The 13117-nt window shown below is 57.7% G+C and carries 11 protein-coding genes; 6 read left to right on the top strand and 5 right to left on the bottom strand.

The features are described 5' to 3' along the window. The first annotated feature begins 258 nt into the window (after positions 1-258). From BFV97_RS13175 to BFV97_RS13165, 3 genes are all read left to right on the top strand, one after another. Positions 259-2328, top strand: a complete 2070-nt coding sequence (locus tag BFV97_RS13175) for a YjbH domain-containing protein (RefSeq protein ID WP_069300850.1) — start codon at positions 259-261, stop codon at positions 2326-2328. Further along, a complete protein-coding gene (locus BFV97_RS13170) occupies positions 2328-3029 on the top strand; it encodes a YjbF family lipoprotein (RefSeq protein WP_157888324.1) in 702 nt (233 codons plus the stop codon). Before BFV97_RS13175 ends, BFV97_RS13170 begins: the two co-directional genes overlap by 1 nt. An 84-nt stretch (positions 3030-3113) precedes the next feature. Next, positions 3114-4502: a calcium-binding protein gene (locus tag BFV97_RS13165; protein ID WP_083225638.1), complete on the top strand. Its 1389-nt coding sequence runs from the start codon at positions 3114-3116 to the stop codon at positions 4500-4502. Between the two features lie 43 nt (positions 4503-4545). Here the strand turns inward: BFV97_RS13165 and BFV97_RS13160 are convergent, their stop codons facing one another. The 3 genes from BFV97_RS13160 to BFV97_RS13150 form a co-directional block, all read right to left on the bottom strand. Further along, a complete protein-coding gene (locus BFV97_RS13160; protein WP_069300847.1) occupies positions 4546-5943 on the bottom strand; it encodes a TRAP transporter large permease in 1398 nt (465 codons plus the stop codon). Further along, the gene (locus BFV97_RS13155; RefSeq protein ID WP_069300846.1) at positions 5943-6572 is read right to left on the bottom strand and encodes a TRAP transporter small permease subunit; all 630 of its coding nucleotides are present in this window, start codon (positions 6570-6572) and stop codon (positions 5943-5945) included. Before BFV97_RS13155 ends, BFV97_RS13160 begins: the two co-directional genes overlap by 1 nt. A gap of 77 nt (positions 6573-6649) precedes the next feature. Beyond that, positions 6650-7666, bottom strand: a complete 1017-nt coding sequence (locus BFV97_RS13150) for a C4-dicarboxylate TRAP transporter substrate-binding protein (protein ID WP_069300845.1) — start codon at positions 7664-7666, stop codon at positions 6650-6652. Positions 7667-7970: 304 nt separating this feature from the next. Here BFV97_RS13150 and BFV97_RS13145 point away from each other — a divergent pair, with 304 nt between their 5' ends. Further along, on the top strand, positions 7971-8705 hold the full coding sequence (locus BFV97_RS13145) for a M48 family metalloprotease (protein ID WP_069300844.1): 735 nt from the start codon (positions 7971-7973) through the stop codon (positions 8703-8705). Between the two features lie 4 nt (positions 8706-8709). Further along, complete coding sequence (locus BFV97_RS13140; RefSeq protein WP_069300843.1) at positions 8710-9258, top strand: gamma-glutamylcyclotransferase family protein; 549 nt, start codon at positions 8710-8712, stop codon at positions 9256-9258. A 30-nt stretch (positions 9259-9288) separates the two neighbouring features. Here BFV97_RS13140 and gltX read toward each other — a convergent pair whose 3' ends face one another. After that, complete coding sequence (gltX, locus tag BFV97_RS13135) at positions 9289-10605, bottom strand: glutamate--tRNA ligase (RefSeq protein ID WP_069300842.1); 1317 nt, start codon at positions 10603-10605, stop codon at positions 9289-9291. A gap of 150 nt (positions 10606-10755) precedes the next feature. Between gltX and BFV97_RS13130 the strand changes: the two genes are divergently transcribed. Next, positions 10756-11397 (top strand): thermonuclease family protein, encoded by a 642-nt coding sequence (locus BFV97_RS13130; protein WP_069300841.1) that lies wholly within the window; start codon positions 10756-10758, stop codon positions 11395-11397. A gap of 47 nt (positions 11398-11444) precedes the next feature. Here BFV97_RS13130 and BFV97_RS13125 read toward each other — a convergent pair whose 3' ends face one another. Continuing rightward, positions 11445-13115: an NAD+ synthase gene (locus BFV97_RS13125; protein WP_069300840.1), complete on the bottom strand. Its 1671-nt coding sequence runs from the start codon at positions 13113-13115 to the stop codon at positions 11445-11447. Positions 13116-13117: the final 2 nt, after the last annotated feature.

The following is a 13117-nucleotide window of genomic DNA, read 5'->3' as shown; positions in this document are numbered from 1 at the left end:
CAAACCGCAGGCATCGGGGCGCAACTTACAAAAATCAGCGCAATTCACAACCGTCCGTTTTACGACCGGAAAATCGCCGCCGAGACACCGCAGCGTCAGGGGTTGGCGCGGCTGTGGCCATAAAAGGACGATAAGGCGCAAAAGCAGGTGTTTTTCTTGCGTCAATCCCTGCGAAAGCGGCGCGAAACACTTTCGGTTTGGCAGGGTATATGTCAAAAGGCTTAAAAGACTTTGCAAAGAAACGGTCGGGGGCTGGAGATGGCGAAACTGGTTAAGGCGGCATTCGGTGGTATTTCGGTGCTGGCACTGTCAGCCGGAATGGCGACACCACAGGCAACGCCCGCGTTGAACCTTTATGGCAATTCCGGTCTGATCGACATGCCAAGCGCCGAGCCACAGCCCGACGGTCAGGTCACGGGCACGATCTCGGGGTCGGCCTCTGATCGCAAGGTCACGCTGTCCTTTCAACTGACCAAACGGCTGTCGGCCTCTTTCCGGTATTCCGATCTCATCGACTGGACCATCGCCGGAGAGGATAACGACCGCTCTTTCGATCTGCAATTTCAACTGCTTGAAGAGACCGAGACCCTGCCCGGCGTTGCCATTGGCCTGCGCGACTTTATGGGTCAGGGGGCTTATGGTGCGGAATATCTGGTCGCCACCAAAGCCGTTCACCCCAAATTGCGGCTGACCGCGGGGCTAGGCTGGGGCCGTCTGAGCGACAGTTCCACACTGCGGGTCGGCGCCAATCCGCAAGGCGGTGTGCCCACGTCCAAGCAGTGGTTTGACGGTGATGTCGGGGTGTTCGGCGGACTGGCGTGGAGTACACCCGTGAAAGGGTTAACGCTTAAGGGCGAATATTCCTCGGATGAATACACCCGCGAGGAGGCATCCGGCGCGATCAACCGCAAGAGCCCGTTCAATTTTGGCATGGAATTCAAACGCCGCGATAATCTGAGCGTGGGGCTGTATTACCTGCACGGCTCCGAGGTGGCGCTGCGGTTCTCTACCGCGATCAATCCCAAACGCCCCCCCGCCGTTGGCACCCGCGAACGTGCCCCCCTGCCCGTGGTGGCCCGTCCGGTGAACTATTCCCAAAGCACGGATTGGGCGCAGGATACGAATTATTCCACCACCGCCCGTCAGAAGTTTGAAACGGTGCTGAAGGAACAGGGACTGGCGGTTGAAGCTGTCGCGGTGAACGGACGGTCCGCCGAATTGCGCCTGCGCAACAACACCTTTAATTCCGGCGCACAAGCCGTTGGCCGCGCCGCCCGCGCTATGGCCTTTGTTCTGCCCCACTCGGTTGAGGAATTTGTGATTACGCCTGTGGTCAACGGTGTGCCTGCCTCCAGCGTGGTGATCCGCCGCTCTGATCTGGAGCGTCTGGAGAACGATCCGATGGGCACGGAGAAGATTCTCGACCGCGCTGAAATACGCAGCGCCCGCACCCTGCCGGAGAATGGCGTGTTTGCGCAGGACATCTATCCCGATTTACGCTGGAATATTGCGCCTTATGTGTCCGTGTCCCTGTTTGACGGGTCCGGCCCCGTGCGGGCCAGTGGCGGCCTGCGGGCAAGCGCGGATTATTACATCACGCCCGGTTTCTCGCTGTCCGGCTCTGTGACCCAGCGGGTATTTGGCAACCAGAAAGATGAAACGCCACCGCCGTCGGGGTTGCCCCGTGTTCGCACCGATCGGGCGCTCTATAAGGCCGAAGGCAAAACTGCGGTTGAAACCCTTACAGCAGATATGATGTTCAAACCCGCCCCGGATTTCTTTGGCCGCGTCTCTGTCGGCTATCTCGAACCCATGTTTGGCGGCATCTCGACCGAGTTGCTGTGGAAGCCGGCCAACCAGAACTGGGGTTTGGGCGCCGAAGTGAACTACGCCAAGCAGCGGGATTACGACCAGCTTTTCGGCTTTCAGGATTACGACGTGGTCACGGGCCATCTCTCGGCCTATTGGAGCGTGACACCCGGTCTGGATGCACAGTTGGACATGGGCCGTTATCTTGCCGGTGATTGGGGCGCGACCCTGTCTGTTGACCGCGTCTTTGCCAATGGCTGGACCATCGGGGCCTACGCCACGGTCACGGATGCCTCCCCTGCAGATTACGGTGAAGGCAGCTTTAACAAAGGTCTGCGCATGAGCATTCCGCTTAGCTGGGGGATCGGCACACCGAACCGTAAGACCTATGCGATTGACATGAACACACAAGCCCGCGACGGCGGCGCCCGTCTGGATGTGAACAACCGTCTGTTTGATACCGTCAGCGAATACCAGCGTCCCGGTCTGGAAGCAGGTTGGGCACGGTTCTGGCGGTGATGGCACAAATCCCCCCAAAGGGCGCCCGCCGCGCCCTAGCAGGGCTGATGGTCTTGCTAGCCGCTTGCAGTTCCGAGCATAGCACCCAGCCCGGTCTAGGCGACATCGCCATCGGGATGGCAAAGGCCCGTTTGCAAAAAGGCGCGGTAGAAACCGCCGAAGGGGATCAAAAAGCCCCGCAAGCAACCCGCGCGCAAATGGCCGCGCTCGGCCGACCTGTGGTCTATATGACCGTGCCCCGTTTCGGCGTGACCCAACCCGCCGTCGAACTGGCCGTGAACGGGCGTTATCGCACCTATATGGGCAGCGACCAGTCAACCGTCACCCTTCAATCCGGCATCGTCACCGCCACGCGCGGCTTGCAGGTGGACCTGATTGCACAGCAGCTTTCGATCTCTCCCAGCGCAATGTTTCGCGGCTCCTTTCCCAAAACATACACACGCACCCAGCGCAGCCTGACCGGGGAAGGCGTTCTGGCAGATTACACTTACAATTGCGCGATAGCCCCGAAAGATGCCGACGGAACCATAACAATCTTTGGCCGCAACCACCGCACACGCGAATACACCGAACTTTGCGGCAACGACAAACGGGCCTTCCAGAACAGCTATTGGGTCGATGGCGCCGGCACGGTCTGGCAAAGCCATCAATCCATCAGCAAGGAAGTCGGGCATCTGGTTTTACAACGTGTCGTAAGATAGCGTGGCGCAGGTTAAACTTCCGTTAACCGCCCGTCGTTTATAAGAGTCGGGTCGGGGCAATTTTAAGGAAATTCATTAGCAGACATGAGAAGAAAAATGGCTTCAAACGACTTATTGAAAAACCCGTTATTAACAACTTTCTCTGAAAGTGCAGCGTATCACAAACTTGACCGGCACGGCACTGATGCAGGGGATACCCTGCTCGGAAACCGACACGATAATGGTATATACGGCTACAGAGGCGACGACACTATCTGGGGGCGCCGTGGAGATGACAGAATTTACGATGACTTTGGCAGTGACGAAGTTTACGGCGGAAAAGGCGACGATGTCTTTTACTCCGGTCGTTCCCATAGAAAAGACGAAAATTACTATTATGGCGGCTTAGGTAACGATAGATTCTTTACCTTAGATTCCACAAAAGGCACATTCTATATCGAGGCTGGCAAGGGGCACGATACATTTGGGGCCCACGACCTAAACACCGAATTATACGGCGGTGGCGGCAACGATGAATATACGGTTTGGGGCGGCAGCAGCACGATGTATGGCGGACGTGGCAGCGACGTTTTCAAAACTGGCGGCGCAGAAGTTACGATCACTACAGGAAAAGGCGCGGATACGGTAAAGCTGTGGCACAGTTCGCAAAATGTTACGATCACCGACTTCAATCCTGAAAAAGATACGCTGAAATTTGACCGCTATCAGAGGATCAACTCCGCAGAACTTTTGATTGAAACGGACGGTAAGGATCTGGTGCTGACCCGTCCGGACGGCACGCAAATCAAACTATTGAAGGTTTCGGCCGACAGTTTCGGTTTAGAGGATATCAAGGGATTGCACCTGTATGGTACGGACAGCGCAGATGAACTGACCGTCAACTACCGCGAGGATACAGTTTACGCAGAAGACGGCGACGATCATATTATCGGATCTAAATACAATGACTTAATATTTGCAGGTTCGGGTAATGATACAGTTTACGGAAATAATGGCCGCGATAGGATATTTGGACGGGACGGTGATGACCTCCTTTTCGGGGGAAAAGGAAATGACTACATTTACGGGGGCTACGGTCACAACACTGTGTATGGCGGCGATGGCGAAGACCGAATTTACAACTACCACATTCCCAATTCTTACAACGCCTACGGTGGTGCAGGTGATGACTACCTATCCATGTCTGCTGCTGCCCAAGTCACGCTGTCGGGCGGCACCGGCGATGACCGGATCTTCGCGGGCGCAGAGTCTGCAACCCTGCTTTACGACAGCACAATAGATGAAGGGTATGATGTAGTGGCGCGCTTCGCTGTAGAAACGGGCAGACTGCGAATTTCGGGTGCGGATTTTGACGACCTGACGATTGAGAGGGGCGACACGGGCACGATGGTAACATTATCAAGCGGGACAGAAATCTTGCTTTTTGAAATTGATCCCGATGACCTGACACAAGACAATTTTGAATTTATCTGACTTGTTATCAAAGCGGGGCGGGGAAAAATCCCCGCCCCCTAATTTACGCCAGTGACGGCAGCCACAACACAATGGCCGGAAAGGCAACCAACAGCGCGATTGTGACGCCATCCGCGATGAAGAAGGGTGTTACACCTTTAAACACGTCCTGCACTGTCAAGTCGTCCCGCACACCGGCGACAACGAAACAGTTCAGGCCGATGGGCGGCGTGATCAGGCAGAACTCCGCCATTTTCACCACCAGTATCCCGAACCAGATGCCACACATGGTGCCGGACATGCCAAAGGCACTATCCGCCGCCGAGACCATCTCTCCCCCGTTCAACGCCATAACCGCCGGATAGGTGATCGGCAGCGTCAGCAGCAGCATCCCGATCGCATCCATGAACATGCCCAGAACGGCATAGGCCAGCAGGATCAGCACTAGCGTCAGCATGGGGGACTGGTCCAGCGAGGTGATCCAGTCCGAAAACGCATCCGGCAGTTTGGCAAACCCGAGAAAGCGCACATAGATCAGCACGCCCCAGATGATGGTAAAAATCATAACCGTCAGCTTGGCCGTTTCCAGCAACGCGTCTTTCAGCTCTCCAAGGCGCATCCCGCGGAAGAGCGCCATCAGGAAGACGATGAAGGCACCAACAGCCCCGCCCTCGGTCGGTGTACCCCAAGCCTCTCCAAAAGGGTTGTAAACGAAGAAGATGATGACCACGACCACCAGCACAATCGGCATCGCCGCTGGCAGGGATGCAAAGCGCTGCCCCCATGTAAAGCCGCGCACCGGCGGGCCGACGGATTTGAACCCGACCGCAATGCTGATAATCAGAACCGCATAGACAATGGCTGAAAACACACCCGGTACAAAACCGGCCAGCAAAAGTTTGCCCACATCCTGTTCGACGATAATCGCGTAGATCACCAGAATGGCCGATGGCGGAATGAGAGAGGCCAGCGTGCCCCCTGCCGCAACCACTCCGGCGGCGAATTGTTTATTGTAGCCGATCTTCAGCATCTCGGGGATGGCGATCCGTGCGAACACCGCAGCCGTTGCCACAGATGCACCGGACACGGCTGCAAACCCTGCGGTGGCGAATACCGTGGCCACCGCCAGACCGCCCGGAACCCATGCGATCCAGCGTTTGGCCGCCTCGAACAGGGCCGTTGTCAGCTTAGCGTAATAGGCCAGATAGCCGATCAGGATGAAGACGGGAATCAGGCTCAGAACTTGGGAGCTGACCTTGGAATGGGGCACCTGCCCTGCAATCTTGACGCTGATCTGCAATGCTTTGCCAAAACGGGCGGGATCGTAATCATAACCGTTCCAGCGCAGCCAGACCAAGCCGACAAAACCCGCAAGTGCCGCTGCAAAAGCCACCCGCATCCCGAGCACCACAAGAACCAGCATACCCCCCGTCGTCCAGAGGCCAATGGTAATATTATCCATCAGTCATGCCCTTCCAGTTGGGCCGCTTCCGCGCGGGCCTGTTCTTCGACCGACATCACCAGAGGCACGGCCACAGGGTGTTCCAACCCCAAAATAAAGGCGCGACCATAGCCGATGGCTTGCAACACCAGACGCACGCAAAGCACCGCGAATGCGATTGGCACGATCAGCTTGCTCGGCCAGATCGGAAGGCCGATATCAATCGAACTGTCACGGCTCCACAGCGGTTTTGTCAGATCGAAACTGCGATCAAAATGGGCCCAAGCCCCCCAGACCAGCGCCAGCATCAGCACCAGCATGATCACAACGGTCACGAACTCCACCAGCCAGAGCGCCCGCCCCTTTAGTGCGGCCACCACAATATCCATGCGGATATGGGTGCCGTCCCGCTGCACATAGGACACGCCCATGATCGCAATCAGCGGCATGGCCGCCTCGATATAGTCCACATATCCCGACAGGGGACTGTTGAAAAACTTGCGCCCGACCACGGAATAGGCGGCAAGAAACATCAGTGAAAACACCGCGATACCGCTGATCAATGCGCAAAACCGTTCGATTGGCAGCAGAAAACTGTCCAACCGGCTTAAAAGGCTATCGTCCTGTAGAACGGATGCCGAAGACGCCATAAGAGACCTCCCCCAAAGTTGAAAATGGCCGCCCCCTTAAAGAAGAGGACGGCCGTATCGTGAACAGGCAAACGGAATTAGTTGCCCGCACGCTCTTTTTTCAGTGTCTCTACCACCAGATCGTAAAGCTCCTGACCGGGCAGGTTCTGGGCTTCCATCTCGGCAATCCACTCGGCGCGGATCGGATCGGCGGCCTTGGCCCGGAACGCTGCCAGTTCCTCTTCAGCGATCGTGACTTTTTCAACGTTCTTTTCGGCCAGAACCTCGTCCCATTTGGCAAGCAGCTTGCCATAGTTTTCAAGATAATAGGCAATGGATTCATCCACCGAACTGTCGAGCGCCTCGCGGTGTTCGTCCGACAGACCCTCATAGGCGTCGATATTGACCACAATAGGGCAGTTCACTGTGCCGGGGTTCAGGTTCGCGGTCCACCACGTCGCCTGATTGATCGTCCCGAAGGACAGATGGGCGTGCTGGGCAAAGGCCACAGTGTCCACAACACCGGATTCCATCGCCTGATAAGCCTCGGCAGAGGTAACAGAGGTCGGCACAGCCCCGACCGCTTCGAACGCTTTGCCAAGCCCGCCGGTTGCACGCACGCGCATGCCTTCAAAATCGGCCAACGTGCTGCGCGGCTCGCCTGTGCCCACGATGTTATACTGCGGCATGGGCGAGGTCATCAGCAGCTTGGCATTCCACTGCGCCATTTCTTCCTGCACAGCAGGATGGGCGTAAACGGCATGGCTGACCGCCACTTCCTCCTCAAGGTTGTTCACCCCGATGAACGGCAGTTCCAGAACGGTGATGGTGCGGTTCTTGTCGCGGTGATAACCGGCACAGAACTGTGCCATCTCAAATGCGCCGATAGAAATACCGTCTAGGTTTTCACGGTTCTTGGACAGCCCCCCATAGGACACGTTCATCGTAAATTCGCCGTTGGTTTTCTCAGCGACCAGCTCTGCCAGTTTTTCAACATGCTCGGTAAAGGCGCGGCGTTTGCCCCAGACAGAGACATTCCACTCTTCGGCAAAACCCTCGGATGCGATGCTTGCTGCCAGCGCACCCAGCGCCAGCGTTTTCAGACCATTTTTCATGGTTTCCTCCCAGATTGCTCCCCCTTGATGGGGATTGTGGCATCAGGTTAGCGATATTTGGCGCGATTCCCTATGAAGAATTGATTGAGCGGAAGTAAAAAACCTCAGGCCCCCGCAGAAATGCTTGAAATGGTTAACCTGCGGTTTAGATGACTATTTTATAGGCACAGGCGCCGTCGGTTTTCCGCCGTTATACGCGCAGTGTCCGACACAACAGTTGCCCCGTTGTGGGGGAATACGTATTAAAACCAAGATCAAACAGGGTTTCGTTCCGCTGCCCTCGCCGCAACTGACAGAGGACCATATGCGCAAATTACTCGCCACCGCCGCAACCGCCTTGCTGGCCGCCTGTACGTCCACAACCACGCCCCTGCCCCAACAGGGCAGCCAACCCGTTGCGATGCGCGACACCCAGTCAAGCGTGAACGCCTATTATCGTGTGGCGGCCCGTGTGGAGCCTGTGGCGGAATCGGTTTGCCGGTCGTTCCATTCCAACAAACCGCGCAATTTCTGTGATTTTCAGGTCAAGGTGAACACCGACCCGAGCGAGCCGCCGAACGCCTATCAGACCATCGGGCGCGATGGCCGACCGATTATCACCTTTAACGTCAACATGCTGCGCAGCTTCCGCAACGACGATGAAATCGCCTTTGTTTTCGGACATGAGGCCGGCCACCAGATCGCCCGCCACATCGAGCAGACGCAGAACAACCAGCTTGCCGGCGCCGTGCTGGGCGGTATCCTTGTCGCGGTTGGGGGCGGTGATGCACAGGTTGGCGTGGACATCGGCGGGGCCATTGGCGGGCGCAGCTATTCCAAGAAATACGAATTGCAGGCGGATACCATCGCCGCCCATATCGCAGACCGCGCCGGATACAACGCCGCCATTGGTGCCAGAACGTTTGAACGGACACGGGGGTCTTCGGCACTGCTGGCCACACACCCGCCTTCTGCACAAAGGCTCGATCAGGTGGCCCGTACCATTCAGGTGATCAACTCTGCCAAAGCGCAAGGCGGACGTGCGCCCGTGGCGTGGTGATCCGATGACCGCCAGTTTTTTCGGTTACGGCTCGCTGGTGAATGCGGGCACGCACAATTATCAGAACCTGCGCCCCGTCACGCTTCAGGGCTGGCGGCGGCATTGGGTGCAATCGTCGCGTAGGGCGGTGGCTTTCCTAAGCGTGACACCCGATCCGCTGTCTTCCATTTCCGGACTGGTGGCCGATGTGGGGGACATCGGCTGGGATGCGCTGGACCAGCGCGAAGCCGCCTATGACCGTCTCGTGCTTGACGAAGAACCGTTGCGCGGAGTGGCCATGTACAAGGCCAGCGCCGCTGCGGTGTCGCCTGAAAACCTGAACCATCCGATCCTGCTCAGCTATCTTGATTGCGTGGTGCAAGGGTTTCATCAGGTGTTTGGCAAAGATGGCGTGGGCGATTTCTTCCGCTCCACCAGCGGCTGGGACACTCCGATCCTGAACGACCGCGCAACGCCGCTTTACCCCCGCGCAGGACTTCTGTCAGACACGGAAACCGCGCTGGTCGATGATCATATCAATATGGTGGGTGCAAGGATTGTCGCCCCGACCTGACCCCTGAACGGGGCCGGTCGGCGCAAAAGATCAGAGCCGGTGCTTTTGCAGCAGCGGCATCAGTTTGGACATATCCGGCCCGTGTTCCATCCCAGTCAACGCCTTGCGCAGCGGCATGAACAGCCCCCGCCCCTTGCGCCCTGTGGCCTCTTTCACCGCAGCGGTCCAGCTTTTCCAGCTATCGCCGTCCCAGGGTTGCGCAGGCAGCAAGCCTTTGGCCGTGGCTACAAAATCCGCATCTTCGGCATCAATCAGCGGCGCGGCACCGTCACGGCACAACGCCCACCAGTCTGCGATACCGGCACGGGTGGCCACGTTTTCACGGGCAACCTCCCAGAAAGCGGGCGCGATAGCAGCGGGAACGCCAAGATCGGCAAGGCTCTGCTCCATCTCTTCATAAGGTAGCGCAGCCACCGCCTTGGCAGTCATCGGTCCCAAATCCGCCACATCGAATTTCGTCGGCGCAGAGCCGAATTGCGACAGGTCAAAACCTTCGATCAGCTCGTCCATAGAACTGCGCAGTTCCACAGGTTCATTCGCCCCCAGCCGCGCCATCAGCGACAGCAGCGCCATCGGCTCAATCCCCTGTGCGCGCAGATCCCGCAACGCCAGCGTGCCAAGCCGCTTGGACAGCGCCTCGCCTTGCGGACCTGTTAACAGCGAATGGTGGGCAAAGGCGGGAACCGTGCCGCCCAGCGCCTCGATAATCTGGATTTGCGTCGCCGTGTTGGTCACGTGATCGGAGCCGCGCACCACATGGGTGATGCCGAAATCCACATCGTCACAAACAGAGGCCAGCGTGTACAGGAACTGTCCGTCACCCCGGATCAGCACCGGATCGGAAACCGAGGCCGCATCGATGGACAGATCGCCCAGAATACCGTCGTTCCATTCGATCCGTTCCTGATCCAGCTTGAACCGCCAGTGACCGCTACGCTCTGCCCGCAATGCGTCTTTTTCTGCCTCGCTCAGCGCAAGGGCGGCGCGGTCATACACAGGCGGCTTGCCCATGTTCAACTGTTTCTTGCGCTTCAGGTCCAGTTCAACCGGTGTCTCGAAACATTCGTAAAACCGCCCCGCGGCGCGGAGTTCGTCGGCCGCTGCGTTGTAACGCTCCAGCCGCTCGGACTGACGCTCCATCCGGTCCCACGTCAGGCCCAGCCATTCCAAATCCTGCTGAATACCGTCTGCATATTCCTGCGTAGAACGTTCAGGATCCGTATCATCAAGACGCAGGATGAACTGTCCCCCCGCTTTACGGGCGATAAGATAGTTGAACAGCGCAGTGCGCAAGTTTCCAACGTGCAGGAAACCGGTCGGGGACGGTGCGAAACGGGTGACTGTCATCGGGTTTTTACCTTCGGAATATATCTGCGCCCCTCATACAGCGCCACGCGCCAAAGGCCAAGGGCGAAGGCCGTTAACGAATGTGTAATGAAAAGGTTAAAGTTCCGCTTCTGTTCAGCTAAACCACGGGTGAGGACCGAGGAGTGGACAATGATAAGAGTGCTGATCGCACTGGCCTGCCTGTGCGCGCCAGTGGCTGCGGATAATTTGCGTATCGTAGACGGAGACACGCTGGATCTGGGGGGCACCCGTTACCGGATCAACGGCATCGACGCGCCCGAAGCAGGGCAGACCTGCAAGACCGCAACCGGACAGGACTGGGCCTGCGGAACTGCCGCAACAGAGGCGCTTCACGCGCTTACACGTGGAAAAACCGTGACCTGTCAGGAACTTTCCACCGATGGCTATGGCCGCATCATTGCCCGTTGCTTTGCCGGACCAACAGATATTGCCCGCGAAATGGTGGCACAGGGCATGGCTTGGGCTTTTCTGAAATTCTCGGACGAATACGAAATCGTGCAAGATACCGCACAAGCCCAAAGCCGCGGCATCTGGCAGGCCAACTCGCAAACACCGTGGGACTACCGCGCTGCACGCTGGACAGTCGCCGCGCAAAAAGCCCCTGAAGGCTGCGCGATCAAGGGCAACATCTCGGCCCAGGGCAAAATCTACCACGCCCCTTGGTCGCCGTGGTACAATCGCACCAAAATCTCCACTTCCAAAGGCGAACGCTGGTTTTGCAACGAAGCCGAAGCCGTGGCCGCAGGCTGGCGTGCGCCCTACTGGAAATAACCCGCCGCGCCGCCTACCATTTTCGACAAATATCCCTGCGCGGAGCGCTAGAGACCTTCACCGCTGGTATCACGCCAGCGGTTCACAATCGGATAGCGCCGGTCCATCCAGAATGCGCGGTGGGTCAGGCGCGGACCGGGCGCAGACTGAAAGCGTTTGTATTCCGAGATATAGACCAGATGCTCGATCCGCTTGACCACAGCGCGGTCAAACCCGAGCGAGACAATCTCGGCCACTGACAGGTCCTGATCCACCAGCAGTTCGAGAATGGCATCCAGCACCTCATATTCCGGCAGGCTGTCTGAATCTTTCTGATCTTCGCGCAGTTCGGCAGTCGGGGGTTTGTCGATGATATTCACCGGAATGACCGCGCCTTTGGGCCCCATCATCCAGTCGCGGTGGTTGGCATTGCGCCAGCGGCAGCTTTCAAACACCCGCATCTTATAAAGGTCTTTGATCGGGTTATAGCCCCCCGCCATATCGCCGTAGATGGTGGCATAGCCCACCGCCACTTCGGATTTATTGCCGGTGGTCAGCAACATTTCACCAAACTTGTTGGATAGGGACATCAACAGCAGACCGCGCAGGCGGGACTGGATGTTTTCCTCAGTCACATCCGGTTCCAACCCTTCAAAGAAAGGCGCCAGTGTTTCGGTCACGGCACCACGGGCCGCCTTGATCGGGATGGTGTCCAGCTTCACCCCCAGATTGGCGGCAAGCTCGGCGGCATCGTCAAGACTGTCCTGTGCGGTGTATTCGGACGGCAGCATCACGCAGCGCACGTTTTCCGCGCCGAGCGCATCCACCGCAATCGTTGCAACAATGGCGGAATCAATCCCGCCGGACAGCCCCAGCAGCACCTTCTTGAATCCGGTTTTGCCCATGTAATCCCGCAACCCTTGCGTCATCACGCGGTAGTCCTGCTCCCATTCATCTACAGGCACGATTTTCTCACCGTCAAGCGCCTCCCAGCCCTCCGGTCCTTTTTCAAAGTCTACATGGGCGATCGCCTCGTCGAACAGGGGCATTTGCAGCGCCAGCTTGCCGCCGCGGTTCAAAACAAAAGAACCGCCGTCAAACACCTGATCGTCCTGACCGCCCACCATATTCAGATAAACCAGCGGCAGGTCGTTCTCGATCACACGGGACACCATGGCAGAAAACCGCCGGTCGTATTTGTTGCGGTAGTAAGGCGACCCGTTGGGCACCACCAGAATTTCCGCACCGGATTCCGCCAGCGCCTCGGGCACATCCACATGCCATGCATCTTCGCAGATCGGGGTGCCAATGCGCACATTTCCCAGACTGTAAGGGCCGGCGATGGGGCCGGAACTGAACTGGCGCACCTCGTCAAAGACATGGGTGTTGGGCAGTTCGTGTTTGCGCAGGGTGGCGATGATCTCTCCACCGCGCAGGATGTAATAGGCATTGAACAGCAGATCGTCTTCCAGCAATGGCGCGCCAACACCGATGGCAGGCCCGGTGTCACAGACTTTTGCCAGCATCATCACATGATCCATCGCATCCACCGCAAAGGCCGGACGCATCACCAGATCCTGCGTCTGGTATCCGGTGATGAACATCTCTGGCAGCACCAGCATATCCGCGCCTGCTTTGGCAGCGGCGGCATGGGCCTCTTGCGCTTTGGCCATGTTTCCGGCCATATCCCCGACCGTGGGGTTAAGCTGTGCAAGCGTCAGACGCAGTTTCTCTGTCATGG

The organism is Neptunicoccus sediminis (assembly GCF_001719615.1).
Taxonomy (GTDB): Bacteria; Pseudomonadota; Alphaproteobacteria; order Rhodobacterales; family Rhodobacteraceae; genus Amylibacter; species Amylibacter sediminis.
The sequence above is the reverse complement of the archived record's forward strand: the minus strand, read 5'-3'. Positions and strand labels throughout refer to the sequence as shown.